The 21,393-nt window shown below is 62.8% G+C and carries 20 protein-coding genes; 9 read left to right on the forward strand and 11 right to left on the reverse strand.

Features of this window, described 5'->3' with window-relative positions; all coding sequences use genetic code 11:
• Window positions 1-25: 25 nt before the first annotated feature.
• The 5 genes from hpt to I6E42_RS06220 form a co-directional block, all read right to left on the reverse strand.
• A complete protein-coding gene (gene hpt, locus I6E42_RS06200) occupies window positions 26-568 on the reverse strand; it encodes a hypoxanthine phosphoribosyltransferase (RefSeq protein WP_235371063.1) in 543 nt (180 codons plus the stop codon).
• A gap of 71 nt (window positions 569-639) precedes the next feature.
• Window positions 640-2,043: a tRNA lysidine(34) synthetase TilS gene (tilS, locus tag I6E42_RS06205; protein ID WP_235371064.1), complete on the reverse strand. Its 1,404-nt coding sequence runs from the start codon at window positions 2,041-2,043 to the stop codon at window positions 640-642.
• Between the two features lie 96 nt (window positions 2,044-2,139).
• Window positions 2,140-3,495 carry a replicative DNA helicase gene (gene dnaB / locus I6E42_RS06210; protein ID WP_235371065.1) on the reverse strand — a complete coding sequence of 452 codons (1,356 nt, stop codon included), beginning with the start codon at window positions 3,493-3,495 and terminating at the stop codon, window positions 2,140-2,142.
• A gap of 114 nt (window positions 3,496-3,609) precedes the next feature.
• A complete protein-coding gene (gene rplI, locus I6E42_RS06215) occupies window positions 3,610-4,056 on the reverse strand; it encodes a 50S ribosomal protein L9 (RefSeq protein ID WP_235371066.1) in 447 nt (148 codons plus the stop codon).
• A gap of 121 nt (window positions 4,057-4,177) precedes the next feature.
• A complete protein-coding gene (locus I6E42_RS06220; RefSeq protein ID WP_235371067.1) occupies window positions 4,178-6,160 on the reverse strand; it encodes a DHH family phosphoesterase in 1,983 nt (660 codons plus the stop codon).
• 385 nt (window positions 6,161-6,545) lie between these two features.
• Here I6E42_RS06220 and I6E42_RS06225 point away from each other — a divergent pair, with 385 nt between their 5' ends.
• Entirely contained in the window at window positions 6,546-7,613 is a 1,068-nt protein-coding gene (locus tag I6E42_RS06225) for a branched-chain amino acid aminotransferase (protein WP_235371068.1), read from the forward strand.
• Between the two features lie 76 nt (window positions 7,614-7,689).
• Here I6E42_RS06225 and I6E42_RS06230 read toward each other — a convergent pair whose 3' ends face one another.
• On the reverse strand, window positions 7,690-8,505 hold the full coding sequence (locus tag I6E42_RS06230; RefSeq protein ID WP_235371069.1) for a hypothetical protein: 816 nt from the start codon (window positions 8,503-8,505) through the stop codon (window positions 7,690-7,692).
• A 34-nt stretch (window positions 8,506-8,539) separates the two neighbouring features.
• The gene (locus I6E42_RS06235; RefSeq protein WP_235371070.1) at window positions 8,540-9,739 is read right to left on the reverse strand and encodes an ATP-binding protein; all 1,200 of its coding nucleotides are present in this window, start codon (window positions 9,737-9,739) and stop codon (window positions 8,540-8,542) included.
• Window positions 9,740-9,930: 191 nt separating this feature from the next.
• Here I6E42_RS06235 and dusB point away from each other — a divergent pair, with 191 nt between their 5' ends.
• From dusB to I6E42_RS06265, 6 genes are all read left to right on the forward strand, one after another.
• Window positions 9,931-10,932, forward strand: a complete 1,002-nt coding sequence (dusB, locus tag I6E42_RS06240) for a tRNA dihydrouridine synthase DusB (RefSeq protein WP_268841910.1) — start codon at window positions 9,931-9,933, stop codon at window positions 10,930-10,932.
• A 65-nt stretch (window positions 10,933-10,997) separates the two neighbouring features.
• On the forward strand, window positions 10,998-11,600 hold the full coding sequence (locus I6E42_RS06245) for an RNA polymerase sigma factor (protein WP_235371071.1): 603 nt from the start codon (window positions 10,998-11,000) through the stop codon (window positions 11,598-11,600).
• Between the two features lie 14 nt (window positions 11,601-11,614).
• Window positions 11,615-12,652 carry an anti-sigma factor family protein gene (locus I6E42_RS06250; RefSeq protein ID WP_235371072.1) on the forward strand — a complete coding sequence of 346 codons (1,038 nt, stop codon included), beginning with the start codon at window positions 11,615-11,617 and terminating at the stop codon, window positions 12,650-12,652.
• A gap of 367 nt (window positions 12,653-13,019) precedes the next feature.
• Entirely contained in the window at window positions 13,020-13,460 is a 441-nt protein-coding gene (locus I6E42_RS06255) for an ACT domain-containing protein (protein ID WP_235371073.1), read from the forward strand.
• A 124-nt stretch (window positions 13,461-13,584) separates the two neighbouring features.
• Window positions 13,585-14,796 carry a homoserine dehydrogenase gene (locus tag I6E42_RS06260; RefSeq protein ID WP_235371074.1) on the forward strand — a complete coding sequence of 404 codons (1,212 nt, stop codon included), beginning with the start codon at window positions 13,585-13,587 and terminating at the stop codon, window positions 14,794-14,796.
• Between the two features lie 98 nt (window positions 14,797-14,894).
• Complete coding sequence (locus I6E42_RS06265; protein ID WP_235371075.1) at window positions 14,895-16,118, forward strand: aspartate kinase; 1,224 nt, start codon at window positions 14,895-14,897, stop codon at window positions 16,116-16,118.
• Window positions 16,119-16,285: 167 nt separating this feature from the next.
• Here I6E42_RS06265 and I6E42_RS12815 read toward each other — a convergent pair whose 3' ends face one another.
• Together I6E42_RS12815 and I6E42_RS12820 are read right to left on the reverse strand one after the other, a co-directional pair.
• On the reverse strand, window positions 16,286-16,396 hold the full coding sequence (locus I6E42_RS12815; protein WP_328284084.1) for a hypothetical protein: 111 nt from the start codon (window positions 16,394-16,396) through the stop codon (window positions 16,286-16,288).
• A complete protein-coding gene (locus I6E42_RS12820) occupies window positions 16,372-16,566 on the reverse strand; it encodes a MerR family DNA-binding transcriptional regulator (protein WP_328284085.1) in 195 nt (64 codons plus the stop codon). The genes I6E42_RS12815 and I6E42_RS12820 overlap by 25 nt, the downstream gene beginning before the upstream one ends.
• 230 nt (window positions 16,567-16,796) lie before the next feature.
• Between I6E42_RS12820 and I6E42_RS06275 the strand changes: the two genes are divergently transcribed.
• Complete coding sequence (locus I6E42_RS06275) at window positions 16,797-17,168, forward strand: VOC family protein (protein WP_235371076.1); 372 nt, start codon at window positions 16,797-16,799, stop codon at window positions 17,166-17,168.
• Window positions 17,168-18,214 (forward strand): acyltransferase, encoded by a 1,047-nt coding sequence (locus tag I6E42_RS06280; RefSeq protein ID WP_235371077.1) that lies wholly within the window; start codon window positions 17,168-17,170, stop codon window positions 18,212-18,214. The genes I6E42_RS06275 and I6E42_RS06280 overlap by 1 nt, the downstream gene beginning before the upstream one ends.
• 49 nt (window positions 18,215-18,263) lie before the next feature.
• Here the strand turns inward: I6E42_RS06280 and I6E42_RS06285 are convergent, their stop codons facing one another.
• Together I6E42_RS06285 and secA are read right to left on the reverse strand one after the other, a co-directional pair.
• The gene (locus I6E42_RS06285; protein ID WP_235371078.1) at window positions 18,264-18,458 is read right to left on the reverse strand and encodes a hypothetical protein; all 195 of its coding nucleotides are present in this window, start codon (window positions 18,456-18,458) and stop codon (window positions 18,264-18,266) included.
• A gap of 84 nt (window positions 18,459-18,542) precedes the next feature.
• Entirely contained in the window at window positions 18,543-21,299 is a 2,757-nt protein-coding gene (secA, locus tag I6E42_RS06290) for a preprotein translocase subunit SecA (protein ID WP_235371079.1), read from the reverse strand.
• Window positions 21,300-21,393 lie beyond the last annotated feature (94 nt).

Consider the following 21,393-nt stretch of genomic DNA (forward strand, 5'->3'; position numbering starts at 1 on the left):
GCGGCATGTGGTGGGCGTTACGGCCTTACCCGCCGTAAACCGCAGGCTTGAGGACGCCGATGTAAGGCAGGTTGCGGTACCGCTCGGCGTAGTCCAGGCCGTATCCCACCACAAAGGCGTCGGGGATGGTGAAGCCGGTATAGTGGACCTCCACGGGCTTGACCCGGCGCTCCGGCTTGTCCAGCAGGGTGCACAGGCGGATGGAGGCGGGATGGCGGTTCTCCAGGATCTTCAGCAGGTAGCTCAGGGTGTTGCCGCTGTCCAGAATATCCTCCACCACGATGACATGCCGTCCGGTAATGTCCTCAGACAGGTCCTTGGTGATCTGGACCTGCCCGCTGGAGGTGGTGCTTTTGCCGTAGGAGGAGACGGACATGAAGTCCAGGGTGCAGGGCAGCTGGATGGCGCGGCACAGGTCGGCCATGAAGATGAAGGAGCCGCGCAGGACGCTGATGAGCATGATCTCCTTGCCCGCGTAGTCCGTCTCGATCTGGCGGGCGATCTCGGCCACCCGGGCTTTCAGCTGTTCCTCACTGAACAGGATCTCCTGAATATCGTTTTCTAGCATGGGGACGCTTCCTTTCCAGATAAGATTGAACCGGCCCCGGCGGGCCGGGGGATGGAGCCGGCGGGATAAAGTCATGTTGGCCCCCCTGTCAGGGGCTTGATCGTAATATGCCAGGCTTCGGCGCCGGGCAGGGGCAAAAAGGCCTCCGCGGGGCCCAGTCCGGCCGCCGCGGTCACCCGGTCCTGCAGGACCAGGATGGGCAGGAAAGCCCGGAGATGGGCGGGGAGCTTTTCCTCCACATACCACTTTTTGACGGTCTTTTCCGGGCGGCCTCTCAGCTTCAGCCGGTCCCCGGTCCGCCGGGACCGGAGGATGAGGGCGGGGACCTTTGCCCGGTCCAGCCAGAACTCCCAGGGCCCCTGGGGCTGTCCGGTATAGGGCTCCGCCGAGCAGGCGATGTGCCAGCCTCCTGCCTCCCACTCCCCAGGGGGAGAGACGAACACCTCGTCCAGGGGAGGGCGCTCCTGCCGGCGGACCAGCGCCAGCGTTTGGTACTCCCGCCGGGCCACAAGGCCATAGGGGAGATCGACCCGGGCGGAGGGGTCCTTCCCCCGGCACAGCCGGACCACGCTCTCCAGATGGACCTGGCCGCAGTTCTGATCTCCTCCGTTGAGCTGTCCGATGAGCTGCCGGACCGCCCGGACAGCCAGGGGGTCCGGGGCCTCCCCGATGAGGGCGGCGGGAATGGACAGGCCGCCGTCTTGGAAAACGGCCTGGGCGGACAGCGCCCGGGCCTGACCGGAGAGGTAGTCCTCGTCCGCCCGGAGCAGGGCGGCGGTGTCCGCCATCCGGGCGGCAAAGCCGGGGCAGACGCCCTCCAGCACCGGGACCACCTGATGGCGGATACGGTTGCGGGCAAAGCGCTGGTCGGCGTTGGTGTGGTCCTCCACATGGGGCAGGCCGTAGTAGGCCAGATACTCCTCCACCTCCCGCCGGGTGGTGGTGAGCAGGGGGCGGATCAGGCCGTCCCGGGCAGGCTGAATGCCTGTCAGCCCACGGAGTCCGGAACCCCGGGCCAGGTGGAATAAAACCGTCTCCACGTTGTCGTCAGCGGTGTGGGCGGTGGCGATCAGGTCGGCTCCCGCCTCCCGGGCCGCCTGGCGGAGGAAGGCGTAGCGCATGTCCCGGGCGGTCTCCTCGATCCCGGCGCCCCGGCGTTTGGCCTCTCCGGACACGTCGCCGGAGCCGGTGAACAGGGGCACGGGGGGAAGGATGCTGCCGTCGGACAGGAGGTCGGCTCCGCAGCATAATTTGACAAATTGGACCACAAAGGCGGCGTCCCGGTGGGACGCCGCTCCACGGAGCCCGTGGTCATAGTGGGCGGCGGCCAGGGAAAACCCCAGCTTGGGCCGCAAGCGGTACAGCGCGTGGAGCAGGCAGATGGAGTCAGCCCCGCCGGACACGGCGCACAGCACCGAGCTCCCCCGGGGCAGCAGAGCCAGTTCCCGGATCAGTTGTTCCATGGATTCCAGCATGGCGCACTCCTTTTGCCGCAGCGGGTCAGCCGGGGAGAAATGGTTTCCCACGGCCCGGAAAAGCCGGGTGTCCGGAGTCCTGACGCCGGACCCGGATCAATATTCTGTCCGCTGCCACTCGATGTCGCTGAAGGTGGTGAACTCGGGCAGCCACTGGAGCTCTACGGTGCGGGTCTCGCCGTGGCGGTTTTTGGCCACGATGCACTCGGCCAGGTTGGGGTTCTCCGTGTCCTTGTTATAGTAGCCCTCCCGGTAGAGGAACAGCACGATGTCGGCGTCCTGCTCGATAGCGCCCGACTCACGCAGATCGGACAGCATGGGCCGCTTATCGGTGCGGCTCTCGTTAGCGCGGGACAGCTGGGACAGGCAGAGAACGGGGACGTTCAGCTCCTTGGCCATGAGCTTCAGGGAGCGGGAGATGTCGGAGACGATCTGCTGCCGGTTGTCCCCGGAGCGGGTCTTCCCTCCGGCGGATTGCATCAACTGGAGGTAGTCGATGACCACCAGCCCCAGGTTTTCCACCCGGCGGCACTTGGCCAGAATGTCGGCCACGGTGACGGAGGAGTCGTCATCAATCAAAATTTTGGATTTGTTCAGGGAGTCGGCGGCCACAGCCACCTTTTCCCAGTCCTCCTCGGTGAGCTTGCCGGTGACCAGCTTTTTGTTGTCCACAAAGCACTCCCCGGAGATCAGACGCAGGGCCAGCTGCTCCCGGCTCATTTCCAGGGAAAAGAAGGCCACGTTTTTGCCCGACTTCTTGCCAGCCTCCAGCAGGATGTTCAGAGCCATGGAGGTCTTGCCCATGCCGGGACGGGCGGCCAGAAGGATGAGATCGGACTTGTTCAGACCGGAGATGGCCCGGTCCAGGTCCCGAAGGCCGGTGGACAGGCCGGGGACGGCGCTTTCACTGGCGGCCAGTTCGCTGAGCCGGTCATATACGTCGATGAGCACATCGGAGATGGGGGTAAGGCCCCGGGCGGCCCGGCCCTGGCGGATGGCGTAGATGCGCTGCTCCGCCGCCTCCAGGATGTCCTGGCCGGTTTCAGTGCCCTGCTGGATCATGACGGTCAGGTCGCCGGCGGTTTCGGCCACCCGGCGCAGCAGGGTCTTGTCCTTGAGAATATCGATGTATTCCTTGACGTTGGCGGCGGTGGGGGTGGTGTCCATGAGCTGGAGGACATACCCCCGGGACAGGTTCTCGTCATAGTATCCGTTCTGCTTCATGTTCTCCAGTACCGTCACCGGATCAATGGTGAGGGAGTAGTTGAACATGGAGTAGATGGTCTCATAGATCTCCCGGTTTTGGCGGAGATAGAAGTCGTCGGGCCGCAGCTTGTCGATGACCTCGGGCACACAACGGGGATCGATGAGCATGGAGCCCAGAACGGCCTGCTCCGCCTCCACAGAGTGGGGAAGCTGTTTCAGTAACAGTTCTTCATCTTCCGCTGCCATCGGTACACCCCCGTTTGATACAGGCTGGGGCGGGTGTCTTCACCCGCCCGCGAATCGTTGAAAAGGGATCGGGGCCGATGGAACCATCGACCCTGCCCGGTTTGACCGGATCGGTCACGCCTCGGTGACCATCACGTTGACGGTGGCCACCACCTCATAGCCCAGCTTGGCCTTGATCTGGTAGCCGCCGCAGGCCTTGATGGGCTCGTCCAGCACCAGCTTGGTCTTGGCAATGTTGATGCCGTGCTGGGCGGCCAGGGCCTCGGAGACCTCTTTGGCGGTGACGGCGCCGAACAGGCGGCCGCCTTCGCCGGCCTTGGCGGCGATCTTGGTCATCAGCCCCTCCAGCTTCTTGGCGGTGGCCTGGGCCTCAGCCTTTTCGGCGGCCTCCTGGGCCTTCCGGGCCTTCTCCTGCTGCTTCATGGTGTTCAGGTTCTCGGCGGTGGCGATGACCGCCAGCTTTTTGGGAAGCAGGAAGTTGCGGGCGTAGCCGTCGGATACGTCCACCAACTGGCCCTTCTTGCCCTGGCCCTTGACGTCCTGCTGAAGAATAACTTTCATAATGATTCCATCCTTTCTTTTGCCCGCTCCCGTCAATCGGGTAGGGCGGGGGCTTGCACCCGCCGTTTGGGCTGCGTGTATTTGGCGGCGGGGGCAAGCCCCCGCCCTACTGACGATTTCTTTATGTTTCCAGATACCGGTCGATGGCCCGGGCCAGCTCCAGGGTGACCTCCTCCAGACTCTTGCCGGAGACCTGTCCCCCGGCTGCGGCGGCGTTGCCGCCGCCCCCCAGTTGTTCCAGGATGACCTGGACGTTGGTGTCCCCCATGGAACGGGCGGAGATGTTCACCCGTTCTCCGTCGGGGGCCAGCACGAAGGAGGTGTCGATGCCGATGATGTTCAGCAGCTCGTCCGCCGCCTGGGCGGCGATGACCCTGTTCACCGGCTTGTCTGAGACGGCGATGGCGATGTGGTCCCGGTAGAGCTTGGCATTTTGGATGATGCGGTACTTGGTGATGGTGCCCGCCAGATCGTTCTGGTAGAGCTTTTTCACCTCGCCGGTGTCGGCGCCGGAGCGGCGCAGGAAGGCCGCCGCCTCAAAGGTCCGGCCGCCGGTGCGCATGGTGAAGTTTTTGGTGTCCAGCACGATGCCGGCCAGAAGGGCCTCGGCCTCCGCACGGAGGAGCTGGTTGGGCTCTACGATGTACTGGAGCAGCTCGGTGACCAGCTCGGAGGCGGAGGAGGCGTAGGGCTCGTGGTAGTTGAGTGCCGCGCCCTCGATGTAGGTGGCCGCGCGGCGGTGGTGGTCGATGACCGCCACCCGGTTGCAGGACTGGAGCAGCTCCTCCGCCTGGACCTGTTCGGGGCGGTTGGTGTCCACCACCACGGCCAGGGAACGGGTGTCGGCAATGAGCAGGGACTCCTGGGCGGTGAGGAAGCAGTCCTGATACTCCGGCAGCTGGGACAGCCGGTCGATGAGTTCCTGGGAAGGGGAGGGGGTGGCGTCCCGGATGATGTGGACGGGGACCCCGTTTTTCCGGCACAGGGCGCAGATGCCGGCGGCAGCGCCCACGGAGTCGTTGTCCGGGGACTTGTGGCCCATGATGAATACCTGGGAGGAGTCGGAGACCAGGGCGGACAGGGCGTTGGCCATGACCCGGCTCTTGACCTTGGTGCGCTTTTCCGTCTCCTTGGAGCGGCCGCCGTAGAACTCGAAGGTGAACTTGTTCCGGACCACCGCCTGGTCGCCGCCCCGGGACAGGGCCATGTCGATGGACAGGTTGGCAAACTGGAGCAGCTCCCGGAAGGAGCCGCCGTCCTTGCCCACGCCGATGGACAGGGAGGCGGTGATGCCGCTGGGGTTCTTCACCTGGTGCACCATGTCCAGAATGTCAAACTTCTTTTCGATGAACTGGGTCAGGTACTGTTCCTCAAAGATAAAGAGGTAGCGTTCCCGCTGGTAGCGGCGGAGCAGCCCCCCGGTGTTGGCCACCCAGGCGTCCAGCCGGGAGTCGATCTCGGAGATCATGGCGGAGCGTTCGTTCTCCGTCAGGTTTTTCATCAGGTCCTCGTAGTTGTCGATGAGCAGAACGGCGGCCACGGGGCGGGTGGCCTGGAACTGGTCCCGGACCGCGCAGAATTCGGTGACGTCCACCCAGTAGGTGGTGGCCAGGAAGCCGCCGCTCCGCCCGCCGGTGCGGACCAGGTGGCCGAAGACCAGAAACCGGCGGCTGCCGTAGGTGACCTCGGTGGGACATTCGCTCTTGCCCTCCATGAGCCAGCGGGTGTCGAACCCCGGGATCAGGGCGGACAGCTTGGCGTCGAACAGGTGCTCCCGCTCCCCGGCAAGCTGAAGGAAACGGTCATTGGTCCAGATGATGTCGTCGCTCTCCGGCCGGAAAATAATCATGGGCAGGGGACAGTTGGTCATGGTGTCCTTGGTGGCGGTGTCCACCGTGCCGGTGACGCTTTCCAGGTACTTGGTGATCTCCCGGCGGCGGCGGCGGTTGTTCTCCCGGTTGTACAGGCCGAGGCAGGCCACCACCACCAGCTCCGACCCGGCCAGGGGCAGGGAGAACAGGGCGGAGGCCAGCGCAAAGAGGATCAGGCAGACGAAGTAGAGCTGGAAGCTGGGCTGAAGCAGCTGTGAGATCTTCCGGTTCAACGAAGACGTCTCCTTTCTGAAAGAAAGTCACAAAATACCGGGCATAGGCGGCGGGAAAAGGGCCGGCGCCCGGGAAAAGATGGGAGGTGCCCAAACAAATACATGCTATTATATCAGATTACCGCTTGGAAAACAAGAGGCAAGGGCGGGAAGTGCCGGGGAAGAAAAGGAGAGAAAAATTCGCAAAAAGGGGGACAGACCCGTTGCACAGGGAAAAAAAGACTGCTATAATATAAAATCAAGTAAGGCCTGTTCCGCACGGCCCTCCCGTCCGCGAAAAGAGGAAAGAGAGAGGGGCGGGCGCCCGGAGCGCCTGTGCCCGTGCCGATTTACATTTGTGTGTGGAATGTACGCCAAGACAAGGAATATAGGAGGCAATCCAACCATGGAAGAAATCAAAATCACCCGCGCCGCCACTCTGAAGGAGAAGCCCGAATCCTCCACCCTGGTATTTGGCAAGAATATGACGGACCATATGTTCCTCGTGGATTATGACGAGGGCCAGGGCTGGCACGATCCCCGCATCGTCCCCTACGGCCCCCTGCAGATCGACCCCGCCGCCAAGGTGCTCCACTACGCCGAGGAGATCTTCGAGGGCCTGAAGGCCTACCGCACCGCCGACGGCTCCATCCAGCTGTTCCGGGTCATGGACAACATCCAGCGGATGAACGACTCCGCCGACCGCCTGTGCCTGCCCCAGATCCCCGCCGAGCTGGCCATGGCCGGCATCACCGAGCTGGTGAAGCTGGAGCAGGATTGGGTGCCCCATGAGAAGGACACCTCCCTGTACATCCGTCCCTTCATGATCGGCCTGGACGCCGCCTTGGGCGTTCACTCCTCCCACCATGTCCAGTTCATCGTCATCGTCTGCCCCGTGGGCGCCTACTATCCCGAGGGCCTGAATCCCGTCAAGATCTACATTGAGGACGAGGACGTCCGCGCCGTCAAGGGCGGCACCGGCATGGCCAAGACCGGCGGCAACTACGCCGCTTCCCTCCGGGCCGGCAACCGGGCGGAGAAGAAGGGATACACCCAGGTCCTGTGGCTGGACGGCGTCCACCGCAAGTACATCGAGGAGGTCGGCGCCATGAACGTCATGTTCAAGGTGGCCGGCAAGATCCTGACCCCCGACCTGAACGGCTCCGTGCTGCCCGGCATCACCCGCCGCTCCTGCATCCAGCTGCTGAAGGACTGGGGCTATGACGTGGAGGAGCGCCGCATCTCCGCCCAGGAGCTGTTTGACGCCGCCGAGAACGGCACCCTGGAGGAAGCCTGGGGCACCGGCACCGCCGCCGTGGTCTCCCCCATCGGCGAGCTGGCCGAGGGCGACAAGAAGGTCACCATCAACAACAACGAGATCGGCCCTGTCACCCAGCGGCTGTATGACGAGCTCACCGGAATCCAGTGGGGCCGCGTGGCCGATCCCCACAACTGGATCACCAAGGTCTGCTGAGCAAACAAGGTTATGGTTTAAAAAATCCGCCGGATCATTCCGGCGGATTTTTTATGGACGGCGTATTGTGTGCGTCTTATAGCCCGACAGAACGTTGAGCTAAGGACTGTTTATAGTGTTCTAGTGCGGTGATCCCACGGTTTAAAAGCCGACGCAAGAGCCACGCGACAATGAGAAATGGGAGGGCTGTCGCGAATAGGGTCCGCTGCACGGAAAGATCGAAGCGTTCCGTGAGAATGGCTGCCAGCAGTAAATATAGAATCAGGACCAGAGGCCAATACTTTGCGCGCAGCACATACAGTATGGCTAATACGGCTGAAACGCCATGTTTATTATTTGCGGCGGATTTTCTCTGAGCAGCTTCGTCGGTTTCAAACCATGTGCCGTATTTAGCTCCCTGAGAAAACTGTTTGCGCCATGTTTCCAGCGTTTTGCATACTTGCTCCAAATTGCCGGCCTTGCGGCGCAGAGGGAGGGAAATCATGAGTTGTCCGCGCTCGTCTGTCTGGATATTGAACCGATCGGCACATCGTTCAGGTGTGTCCCATATACGGCGCAGATACAGCCGGACGGACTGCCCATCCGGAGAAAGACGGAAGCCGGTAATGACACTCCACGGCACGACACCTTTATTTTTAGAACCAAGATGGAGGTACAGTCCACGTTCACTGGCTCGAAGCAGAGGGCGCTTTGAGAAAACCAGTGCGACGCATCGGACCAGTAGCGGCATGGCGACTAGAATGGAGAGGTTTAGGCTGCCTTCCACTACCATCGGCAAGGTATGAGCTGCTGCATAGGTACTATTTAAAAACGCGGTGACAGAATGCAGCCAGAGCAACAAGGCGGCTGCTCCGAAGAGAGCATATTTTTTAGTATGATTGATTTGAAGCATGAACAACTCTCCCGGTGTGCAGCTGCCTGTTTATTTATTGATGAAGGCTGGCGATGAACTGGCGGGCCACCCGGGGGGTGCGGCCGGAGTGGCGGATCTCCCAGGTCATGGCCTGGGCGTGGAGGATCTCGGGGGCCATCTGGATGCCTGCCTGAGCTGCCAGGTGGTCCACCAGGGCCAGGTAGCTGGCCTTGTTCATGGTAAGGTAGGGGATGCGCAGGCCGAACCGCTCGGCCAGGGCGGTCTTTTCCGAAATGGTTTCGGCGGCGTCCACCTCGTCGCTACCCCGGTCGCTGAAGTTCTGGCGCACCAGGTGGCGGCGGTTGGAGGTGGCGTAGATGGCCACATTGACGGGCCGTTTCTCCAGACTGCCCTCCAGGATGGTCTTCAGAGAGGAGTAGGTCTTGTCGTCCTGGTCAAAGGCCAGATCGTCGATGAACAGAATGAACTTCTGCCGCCGCCCGCCCAGGGACCGCATGAGCTGGGGCAGGCCGGTGAGGTTCTCCTTCTGAATCTCGATGAGGCGCAGGTCCTCCATGCCGGGCAGGTAGAGCATGGACTTTACCGTGGCCGACTTGCCGGTGCCCCCGTCGCCGAAGAGGAGCACATTGTTGGCCGGGTGGCCCGCCACCAGCTGGCGGGTGTTGGCCTCCACCTGGTCCCGCTGGAGCTCATAGCCCAGCAGGTCCTCGGGCATGGGGCAGTCGGGGTCGGGCACCGGCACCAGCTGCCCGTTCTCCCAGAGGAAGGCCCGGTAGCGGGCATACAGTCCGGCCCCATGCTCCCGGTAAAAGCGGGTGAGGGCGTCGAAGTCGAAGGGGGCTGCGGCCCGCCAGCGGGGCAGGCCGGCCAGCACCGGAGCGTAGTCGCTGGGAAGCAGATCTTTCATGGCGTCGATGTAGCGGTCGCAGTCGGTCCCCGCCAGCAGCACCAGGGTGTCCACGTCCCGGCGGGCGGCGCTCTCCAGGGCGGGGTCGGAGCCCCCGCGCTCCGCCAGCAGGGCATAGGGGCTCTCGGTGTACCGCAGGTAGTCCCACAGCCAGGCGCCCAGCCCGGAGAAGCCCTCCTGCCGCAGCAGGTAAAAAAGACCGGTGTAAGCGTCCAGGGCGTCTTCCCCCCGGTCATGGGCCAGGGCGTCCAGCAGCCGGACGGTCTGGGCCATCACCGGCCGGTCCTTGATCTCACGATAGGCGGACAGCCCCCGCAGGGCGGCCCGCAGCGCGTTCAGTTCCATATCTTTCTCTCCTATGTCACGGGTTTTTTCCCCATTTTAATGTCTGGAGCCACCCTTGTCAACCTGTGATGGGTATGGTACAATATTTTGAAATTTGTAGGGCGGGGGCCTGCCCCCGCCGAGGCATCCATTCAGCCGGGAGACAGCGGCGGGCCGTCCCGCCCTGCGGCGCAAGTGACCGTGGAGGAGCTATGGTATCCATCGGAGGCATTCCAATTGAAACACCCTTGGCCCTGGGCCCCATGGCGGGGGTCACCGACGTGGCCTTCCGCACCATCTGCCGGGAGCAGGGGGCGGGGCTGACCTGTACCGAGATGGTCAGCGCCAAGGCCCTGTGCTATCAGGACAAGAAGTCCATCCCCCTGCTGCGAATGGGGGAGGGGGAGCACCCCGCCGCCGCCCAGATCTTCGGCAGCGACCCAGCCTGTATGGAGCAGGCGGCCGGCATCGCCCATGAGGTATCCGGGGCGGACTTCATCGACATCAATATGGGCTGTCCCGTTCCCAAGGTGGCCAATTCCGGGGACGGCTCCGGGCTGATGCGGGACCCGGACAAGGCGGTGCGGGTGGCCGAGGCGGTGATCCGGGGAGCGGGCTGCCCTGTGACGGTGAAGTTCCGCCTGGGCTGGGACAAGGGCTCCATCAACTGCGTGGAGTTTGCCAAGGCCATGGAGGAGGCCGGGGTGGCCGCTGTGGCCGTCCACGGCCGCACCCGGAACCAGATGTACGCCGGGACCGCCAACTGGGACTGGATCCGGGAGGTCAAGCGGGCGGTCAAGATCCCCGTCATTGCCAACGGCGACGTGTTCAAGCCCACCGACGCCCCCCGCATCTTAAAGTACACGGGGGCGGACATGGCTATGATCGGCCGGGGGGTCTTCGGCAATCCCTGGCTGTTTGCCCAGTGCAAGGCGGCGCTGGAGGGAAAGCCCATCCCGGACATGCCCCCTCTGGCGGAGCGGTGCGACACCGCCGTGCGGCAGTTTGAGCTGTCGGCGGCCAACAAGGGGGAGAAGATCGCCTGCCTGGAGGCCCGGCGGCACTACGCCTGGTATTTGAAGGGGGTCCCCCACGCGGGCTATTATAAGGAGCAGATCGTGAAGATCACCACCCTGGCCGACGTGTACAGGGTCACCGAGGGGATCAAGCGGGACCTGGTCGACGGGGCCCCCGCACCGTTCCCTTCGCGCTGAGCGCAGTTTGATCCATTTCGCCGGGTTCAGGATGGGGGGCGGAAAGAGAGAGGAAGGTGGGAAGTATGACCGAACAGGAACTGGTGGCCCGGGCCAAGGCAGGGGACCAGGATGCCTTTGAACAGCTGGTGCTGGCCAATCAGAATAAGGTGTACTCCCTGGCCTTCCGGATGGTAAATGACCGGGAGGAGGCCGCCGACCTGGCCCAGGAGGCATTTCTCAAGGCCTGGCAGGGGCTGCCCTCCTTTCAGGGGGACAGCAGCTTTTCCACCTGGGTGTACCGGCTGGCCTCCAATGTGTGCATCGACTTTCTGCGCAAGCAGAAGCGCCGCCGGGAGGTGGAGCCCGCCCTCTCCCTGGATGACCAGGAGTCGGGCTGGACAGAGCCGGCGGACTGGGACCAGGATCCCCAGCGGCACCTGGAGCGGGCGGAGCGGGGCAGGGCGCTGGCCCGCGCCTTGGAGACGCTGCCCGACCACCACCGGCAGGTATTGGTGCTCCGGGAGCTGTCCGGCCTGAGCTACCAGGAGATCGGACAGGCCCTGGGGCTGGATATGGGGACGGTGAAGTCCCGTATCGCCCGGTCCCGGCTGGCTCTGCGAAAAATTTTATGGCAGGACGGGAACTTTTTTGACGGGACGCCGTCCAATCCATCGAAGAAAGACTGAGGAGGTGAAGCGGAATGGAGCACTGTGAGCGGTATACGCCCCTGCTGTCCGCCCGGCTGGACGGGGAATTGACCCCGGAGGAGGAGCGGGAGCTGGAGGCCCACCTGGCCGTCTGCCCGGCCTGCCGGGCACTGGGATCGCGGCTGGCCGCGATACATTCCGCTTTCCCTGAGTTGGAGAAGGTCGCGGCCCCGGAGGGCTTTGCTCGGGGGGTGATGGACCGGGTGCGGGCGTCGGAGAGCGCCAAGCCCAAGGTGATTCCCCTGTTCCGCCGGCCCCAGTTCAAGGCTCTGGCAGGGATGGCCGCCTGCCTGGCGCTGTGCCTGGGGGTGTACCAGGCGGGGCTGCCGGGCCAGTCACGGAAGGACGCGGCGCAGATGATGACCGCGGCCGATCTCCAGACGGCGGAGGCGGAACAGCCCGCTGCCGCGGCGGCGCCCAGCCTGTTTGCGGCGGACACAGACGCGGGGGAGGAAAAAGCAAAAATTCCGGACAGCGTGCCCCAGTCCCGTGGCGCGGAACAATCTCCCCAGGAAAAGGACGGGGAGACCTTCGATCAGACCACCGTTCTGACGGGCGCGGGGGAACAGCCCCAGGACGGGGCGGTAAATGGGGCCGCGGCGGTCCAGAGCCAGATGGGCTTTGCCCAGGAGATTGCGTCCGACTATTACACCTTTGAAAATGCCCGGTATCTCCGGGTCAGCTATGGCAGGACGCCCCAGGCCCCCAGCGCCCAAATTTTGGGCAGCGCGGACAGCCTGACCGCGTTCCTGGTCCAATTCCCCGGGGACGACCTGTCCCAGGTGTCCTCTGACTATGGGGAGGAGTTTTTTGCCGGCCACCGCCTGCTGGCCATTGTGGTGGAGGAGGGCAGCGGTTCTGTCCGCCATGAGATCGCGCCCCAGGGGCTGGAGCGGGACCGGGTGACGGTGCTCTGCCAGACACCCGGGGAGGGGACCGATGATATGGCCGCCTGGCTGATCCTGGCGGAGGTGGACGGCTCCTTCCGGGATGGGGATGTCCTGGCGGTGATGTTTGAGGAGCAATCATGAAACGCCCAGGTTTCAGCAGGATGCTGAAACCTGGGTGTTTTCGCGTCATGCGCCGGGGGAAAGGACGGCCGCGTCTCCGGGACGCCGCGGAAGCCGTGCGCCGCTGGGGACAGAATGCCGCCCTCTGAACCTGATCTTTTGCCTCGCGTTTGGGGACATTTCGCCCCGGCCTCCGCGCTGTTTCATGCCCCTGCGAAGGAAAACTGTATAAAATGACAGGTGTTTCCTGGCATGATTTGACAAATTCCGACATTCTGCCAAAAGATTTGCGTTGCAACAGAAAGGAAAATGTGTTAAAATAGGCCACGCCGCAAAAACAAATGACCACGCAACATGGACACGGAAAAGCCCGAGGGGAGGAGATGCCATGGGTGCCCCAGCAAAATATTTTATTGTAGAGGCGGAGGCCATGCCGGAAATTTTCCGGAAGGTGGCGGAGGCCAAGCGCCTGCTGGAGACGGGAGAGGAGACTACCGTCAACGGTGCGGCACGGGCGGTGGGCATCAGCCGCAGCGCCTTTTATAAGTATAAGGATTCGGTCCGCCCCTTCAACGACATGCTCCATGGAAGGATCGTCACCTTCCAGATCATGCTGAAGGATGAGCCGGGCATCCTGTCCGCGGCCCTCAACGTGTTCGCGGGGACGGGAGTCAATATCCTGACCATCAACCAGAGCATCCCGGTGAACGGCTGCGCCGTGGTCACCATGACGGCGGAGACCTCCGCCATCCAGGGCTCCCTGGAGGAGGTGCTGGGCGCGGTTTCGGCCAGCACAGGGGTCATCAAGTGTGAGATCCTGGCGGGGTGAGTCCCCGCGGCGGACGGAAGATAAGAGATATGAGATAAGAGATACGCCTGTGCGTCCAGTCCCTCTCAATATCCTTTATCTCATGTCTTTTGTCTCTTTTATTTTGACCAAGAGGTGAAAAGGAATGGTAAACGTAGCGATTTTAGGGTTTGGCACCGTGGGCTCCGGCGTGGCCGAAGTGCTGACCAAAAACGGCGGCCTCATCGACCAGCGGGTGGATGACCTGGTCCGTCTGAAGTATATCCTGGATGTGCGGGATTTCCCCGACAGCCCCTATCAGGACTGTTTCGTCAAGGACTTCGCCGTCATTGAGAACGACCCCGAGGTGGACATTGTGGTGGAGACCATCGGCGGCGCCAAGATCGCCCTGGATTTCACCACCCGCGCCCTGAAGGCGGGCAAGAGCGTGGTGACCTCCAACAAGGAGCTGGTGGCCACCCACGGCTACGACCTGCTCCAGCTGGCCCGGGAGCACGGCGTCAGCTACCTGTTCGAGGCCAGCGTGGGCGGCGGCATCCCCATTCTGCGGCCCCTGACCTCCTGCCTGGCGGCCAATGAGCTCAACCAGGTCACCGGCATCCTCAACGGCACCACCAACTATATCCTCACCCGGATGATCCGGGCCGGCCTCACCTTTGACCAGGCCCTGAAGGAGGCCCAGGACAACGGCTACGCCGAAAAGGACCCCACCGCCGATGTGGACGGCCACGACGCCTGCCGGAAGATCTGTATCCTGGCCGCTCTGGCCTTCGGCCAGCACGTCTACCCCGACCAGGTGCCCACCGAGGGTATCCGGGGCGTCACCCTGGAGGACGTGGCCTACGCCGACTCCAGAGGCTATAAGATCAAGCTGCTGGGCCGCGCCATCCGCCAGCCCGAGGGCAAGGTGTGCGCCTTTGTGGCCCCCCATCTGGTCCCTGGCGACAACCCCCTGTCCGGGGTAGAGGATGTGTTCAACGCCATCGCCGTCAACGGCAACGCAATCGGCGACGTGATGTTCTATGGCCGGGGCGCCGGTAAGCTGCCCACCGCCTCCGCCGTGGTGGCCGACGTCATCGACATCGCCAAGGACCTGAAGAAGGACCGCCGCAACTGCTGGGGCCCCGGGGCCCCTGATCTGGTGGTGTCCTCCGACATCCTCACCTCCCAGTGGTACGTCCGGGCCCAGGCGCCCATGGACCAGGCCCGCCTGGCCTGCGGCGAGATCCAGCCCCTGGCCCGCAGCGGCGCCCCCGCCGGCGAGGTGGCCTTCCTCACCGCGCCCATGACCGAGCCCCAGATCAAGGATAAGCTGAAGGGGATGGACGTGGGCTCCCTGTTCCGGGTGCTGGACTGAAGCGGTTGCCTCCCGGAGAGGAGGCGGCATAGGATGGCGGGGGAGCAGGTTCCTCCGCCCGTCCGAACATGATTTGACCTTTAGGGGGAAACACATACATGTCACTCATCGTACAAAAATTCGGCGGCACCTCTGTCGCCGACGCGGACCGCCTGCGCAACGTGGCCCGCATCATCACCGAGACCTACAAGAAGGGAAACAGCGTGGTGGCGGTGCTGTCCGCCCAGGGCGACACCACCGACGACCTGATCGAAAAGGCCAAGGAGATCAATCCCCACGCCTCCAAGCGTGAGATGGATATGCTCCTGTCCACCGGCGAGCAGATCTCCATCTCCCTGTGTGCCATGGCCATTGAGGCCATGGGCTACCAGGTCATCTCCCTCACTGGCTGGCAGGCCGGGATGCTGACCAATTCCGCCTACAGCGCCGCCCGGATCAAGCGGATCCAGACCGAGCGCATCCAGAAGGAGCTGGACAAGAAAAAAATCGTACTGGTGGCCGGATTCCAGGGCATCAACAAGTACGACGACATCACCACCCTGGGCCGCGGCGGTTCCGACACCTCCGCGGTGGCCCTGGCCGCCTCCCTCCACGCCGACCTGTGCCAGATCTATACCGACGTGGACGGCGTCTACACCGCCGATCCACGCTATGTCAAGGGCGCCCGGAAGCTGGACGAGATCACCTTTGACGAGATGCTGGAGCTGGCCAGCCTGGGCGCCCAGGTGCTCCACAACCGTTCGGTGGAGATGGCGAAGCGTTATAACGTGAATATGGAGGTCCTTTCCAGCTTCAGCGGAAATCCCGGTACCAAAGTCAAGGAGGTTGTCAAAACCATGGAAAAAACTCATGTCAGCGGCGTAGCCAAGGATAAGAATGTGGCCCGTCTGGCCCTGGTGGGCCTGGCCGACCAGCCCGGCATCGCCTTTAAGATCTTCTCTCTGTTGGCCAAGCATAACATCAACGTAGACATCATCCTGCAGTCCATCGGCCGTGATGAGAGCAAGGACATCAGCTTCACCGTAGCCCGCAGCGACGCCGAGGAGGCCAAGCGGGTCATGGAGGAGAACAAGGAGGTCATTGGTTTCCAGAAGGTGGAGCTCAACGACCACATCGCAAAGATTTCCATCGTGGGTGCCGGCATGGCCAACAATGCCGGCGTGGCCTGCAAGATGTTCGAGGCCCTGTTCTCCGCCGGCATCAACATCAACATGATCTCCACCAGCGAGATCAAGGTGTCCGTCCTGGTGGATGAGCGGGAGGCCGACCGGGCTGTCCAGGCTGTCCACGACCGTTTCTTCAACGAGTTCGGCAACGCCTGAGAAAACCAAATCCAACATGGGCCGCGGCCCGTTCACGCAGTGTTCCTGCCATCTATGGGCACAGTTGTGAATGAATCCTCGTAAAAACAAGGCTCCCCATCACCGGTGATCCGCCGGAGATGGGGAGCCTGTTCTGTTTTGCAAACCGGGATCTCAGGAGCATCAAATTACCGTATTCCGGAGATCATCGCCTGAATCGCCTGATTGGTGAACGCCGCCGTTCCCGGGCCTCCCGCGGCGTCAATGTTTTCTGTCATGGGACCGCCGCCCGCGTACATGGTTCCGAGGCTGGATAGCCTGCTGGCGTGACCTCTGTGGCCGGCAGAAGTCCGATGTGGTCGTAGTGATGGAGCGCGCGGATGCTCACGCCCGAAATGTTGCTGACCTCATGTACTGTCATCATGCTTGATTGCCTCCTGTCTTCCGTGGTACTCATAGCATAAGGCATGACGTAGCGTCAGAGTCAATAGGGAATTTACATTTTTTAAATTTTGGCCGCGGGATGGTTTTCTGGCGCTTTTCCTGGGCCGTGGCATTTTTGTGCAGGAACGGACCTTGCGGCTTTGTTCAGTACGCATTATAATATCCACTGAGGGGGATGCTTGCTGCCACGCCTGCGGCTTGCCGCGCGGTCCTGTGAAAGCGGCTGAATCCAATCTGACAAAGGAGAAAAGATCCATGATCAAATTCAACCATTTCAATTTTAATGTGCTGGACCTGGAAAAAAGTCTGGCTTTTTACCGGGAGGCCCTGAACCTGGCCCCTGTGCGGGAGAAGGAGGCCGCCGACGGCTCCTTTAAGCTGGTCTACCTGGGGGACGAGGCGGGCAGCGGTTTCCGGCTGGAGCTGACCTGGCTCCGGGACCGGACCGAGCCCTACAACCTGGGGGAGTGCGAATTCCACCTGGCCTTTACCACCGACCGGTTTGAGGAGCTGCACCGGAAGCACATGGACATGGGCTGCGTTTGCTTTGAGAACCCGGCCATGGGCATCTATTTCATCACCGATCCCGACGGCTACTGGATCGAGATCGTGCCGGAGAAGAAATAATGGCCAAGGGTGACCGCAATTTGGGCTGGCCCGGCTTTTTCCGGGTGTTTACCGTGCTGTGCGCCATGATGCTCCTGCTGGCTCAGAGCGGCCAGCAGAGCGTGGCCGCCGGGTCCGGAAACTGGCAGGTGCTGTCGGTGTACGAGGGTCTGACCTCCTGGGCCATTCCCGCCCTGTTCATGCTGTGGGGCATGTTTGCCCTGGAGGAGGGCAAGCCCCATTTCTCCGCCGCCATGGTGGGGCTGGCTCTGCCAGCCTTCTGTCTGCTGGTGTTCTGGGGGGCGCTGTACGCCATCGTTTCCACGCTGCTGGGGGGCGGGAGCCTGAGCTGGGGCGGCGTTTGGTCTGCCCTGGTGTCCGCCGCCAAGGGGAATACGTATTTCCACCTATGGGTCCTCTATCCCCTCATCGGCCTGTATCTGGTCCATCCGGTGCTCCACCGCTTCACCGCCTCCGCCAGCCGGGGGGAGGTGCGGTACTTCCTGGCCCTGTGCTTCCTCTTTGGGGCCCTGCTGCCCATGTGGGGGGCCTTCCACCCCAACAGCGCGGCGGCGGCCCTGCTGGAGCGGCTGCGGGTCCATCTGGTGCTGGGCTGGGTGGGCTGCTATGTGGGGGGCTGGTACCTCCGGCACTATACCATCAGCCGGGTGAGCGAGTTCGTGCTGTACATCCTGGGTGTTCTGGGCATGGTCCTCACTCTGACGGGCAACGCCGTTTTTGGGGGCGGACGGGAGCTGTGGTATCTCTACACCTCCCCCAATGTCCTCCTCACCGCCACGGCCTTCTGTGTCCTGTTCCGCTATGTGCTGGGCATCAGCGAGGAGCGATCCCGCCGCCGCTCGGTGGCCCAACTGGGTTCCTACGCCTTTGGCGTCTATCTGTTCCACCAGATCTGGGTGCTGGTGTTCCGCTGGCTGGGGGTGTCCCTGCTGTCCTTCTCGCCGGTGGTGTCTGTGCCCTTCTTCGCGGTGGTGTTTTTCCTGCTGTCCGTCCCCTTCGCCTGGCTGCTGTATCTGATCCCCGGAGTGGGAAGCTATCTGACCTGACAAAACAAGGCCCGGAGCCAATTGGCTCCGGGCCTTGTTTTTCTATCTGTTACTGCCGGTCAGAGCGGTTCTCTGACAGCTCCTTTCTGTCCCGCCTGATTTGCATGATGCCAAACACACCTGCGATCACGCAGAGAATGGCCGGAATACTGGTATCCAAGTTATTCATTTCCGCTGCGCCCTGGCTAAATAAGACGATTGCCGCCACAAAGTTCATGACAATCCCCAATATATATGCTTTCATAAAATACGCCTCTTTTCACAGATGCATTTCTTCGGATTTCATCCCACGACGTGGAGACAGGTGTCAAAGGCATGGGGAGAGTTCTTATTGCTGGTCGGGGTGGTATTCCTTGCAGGTGCACTTCTTCCACTTCAGGCCGCTGCCACAGGGGCAGGGGTCGTTGCGGCCGATCTTGACCGCCTTCTTCACGGGCTGCTTTCTGACGGTGCCGTCGCCGCCGGCGGACTCGGCGGTGATCTTGGCCACCCGTTCCCGGCGTACCTCCTCGTTCTTCTTCAGGCGGACCAGGAACAGCCGGCGGAGCGTCTCCTCCTGGATGGCGGCCACCATGTTCTCGAACATCTCGTAGCCCTCCTGCTTGTAGGCCACCACGGGGTCGGTCTGGGCGTAAGCCCGCAGGCCGATGCCCTGCTTCAGTTCGTTCATGGCGTCGATCTGGTCCATCCAGTACTCATCCACCACCCGGAGCATGATGACCCGCTCTAGCTCCCGCATGAGGGGAGCGCCGATTTCCTGCTCCTTCTTGGCGTAGACCTCCCGGGCCTTGCCGCTGACCAGCTCCACAAGCCCCTCGGCGTCGTATTGGGCCAGGTCGGCGTCGGACAGGACCAGCTCGCCGGGCGCCAGGAACATGGCGCGGAAGGGGGCCACAGCCTCCCGGAAGGACTCGGCGTCCATGTGCTTCTGCTCGCCCATGTGGCCGCGGATGGCGTTTTCCACCATGGAGTGGAGCATGGACTGGATGGAGCCCTGGAGGTCCTCGCCGTTCAGCACCTGGTTGCGCTGCTTGTAGATGACCTCGCGCTGGGTGTTCATCACGTCGTCGTACTGGAGCACGTTTTTCCGGGTCTGGAAGTTCCGGGACTCCACCTGCTTTTGGGCATTCTCGATAGCGCCGGAGAGCATCTTGGCGTCGATGGGGGTGTCCTCGTCCACGCCCAGCTTCTCCATCATGTTCATCACCCGCTCAGAGCCGAACAGGCGCATGATGTCGTCCTCCAGGGACAGGAAGAACCGGGTCTCGCCGGGGTCGCCCTGACGGCCGGCACGGCCGCGCAGCTGGTTGTCGATACGGCGGGACTCGTGGCGCTCGGTGCCCAGGATGAACAGGCCGCCGGCGGCGCGGACTTTGTCCGCCTCCTCCTTGATCTCGGCCTTGTACTTGGCCTCCGCCTGGGAGAACATCTTCCGGGCGTTCAGGATCTCCTGGTCGTCCGTCTCGGCGAAGCCGGTGGCCTCGGCGATGAGCTCGTCGGACATGCCTGAACGGCGCAAATCGGCCTTGGCCAGGAACTCGGCGTTGCCGCCCAGCATGATGTCGGTACCACGGCCGGCCATGTTGGTGGCCACGGTGACGGCGCCGAACTTGCCGGCCTGGGCCACGATCTCCGCTTCCTTCTCGTGGTTCTTGGCGTTCAGAACGTTATGCTTGATGCCCTTGCGCTTGAGGATCTCGGACAGCTCCTCCGACTTCTCGATGGACACGGTGCCCACCAGGACAGGCTGGCCCTTGGCGTGGCACTCCTCGATCTGCTTCACGATGGCCCGCAGCTTGCCGGGGACGTTTTTGTAGACCACGTCGGGGTCGTCGATCCGGGCCAGGGGCTTGTTGGTGGGGATCTCCACAATGTCCAGCTCGTAGATGGTGCCGAACTCCTCCTCCTCGGTCATGGCGGTGCCCGTCATGCCGGAGAGCTTGTCGTAGAGGCGGAAGTAGTTCTGGAAGGTGATGGTGGCCAGGGTCTTGGACTCGTTGGCCACCTCCACATGCTCCTTGGCCTCGATGGCCTGGTGGAGGCCCTCGTTGTACCGGCGGCCGAACATGAGGCGGCCGGTGAACTCGTCCACGATGATGACCTGTCCGTCCTTCACCACATAGTCGATGTCCCGCTTCATCACGCCCCGGGCCTTGATGGCCTGGTTGATGTGGTGGGACAGGGTGGTGTTTTCGGGGTCGGCCAGGTTCTCGATGTTGAAGAACTGCTCGGCCTTCTTGATGCCGGGGGCGGTGAGGGTGGCGGTGCGGGCCTTCTCATCGACGATGTAGTCGGCGTCGATGTTGACATCCTCCTCCTCCTTCTCATCCACCTTGGCGATGCGCTGGCACTTCAGGCGGGAGACGAACTGGTCCACCACGGTGTACAGCTGGGTGGACTTCTCCCCCTGGCCGGAGATGATCAGGGGGGTGCGGGCCTCGTCGATGAGGATGGAGTCCACCTCGTCCACGATGGCGAAGGAGTGCCCCCGCTGGACCAGCTCCTGGGAGTATAGGGCCATGTTGTCCCGCAGGTAGTCGAAGCCGAATTCGTTGTTGGTGCCGTAGGTGATGTCGGCCCGGTAGGCGGCCTTCTTGGCTTCGCCCACCACGCCGTGGATGACCAGACCCACCGTCAGGCCCATGAAGCGGTACACCTTGCCCATCCACTCGGAGTCACGCTTGGCCAGGTAGTCGTTGACGGTGACGATGTGGACGCCCTTGCCCGCCAGGGCGTTGAGGTAGGCGGGGAGGGTAGCCACCAGGGTCTTGCCCTCGCCGGTCTTCATCTCGGCGATACGGCCCTGGTGGAGGACGATGCCGCCCACCACCTGGACCCGGTAGGGACGCATCCCCAGCACGCGCCAGGCGGCCTCACGGCAGGCGGCGAAGGCCTCGGGCAGGATGTCGTCCAGGGTCTCGCCGTTGGCGAGGCGGGCCTTGAACTCCGGGGTCTTGGCCTGGAGCTGGGCGTCGGTGAGGGCCTTGTACTCCTCCTCCAGGGCGTCTACCTTGTCCGCGATGGGGTAGATGGACTTCAGCTCCCGCTGGGAGGAGGTGCCGAAGATCTTGGTAAACAGGCTCATAGTGAAAAAACACCTCTCGGTCGTGAATGGATTATGGAACGTTAAATTTGGCCATAAGGACACATTTTAAGAATATCTTGTTCAGTATACCACA

The organism is Pseudoflavonifractor phocaeensis (assembly GCF_021531815.1).
Lineage (GTDB): Bacteria > Bacillota > Clostridia > Oscillospirales > Oscillospiraceae > Lawsonibacter > Lawsonibacter phocaeensis_A.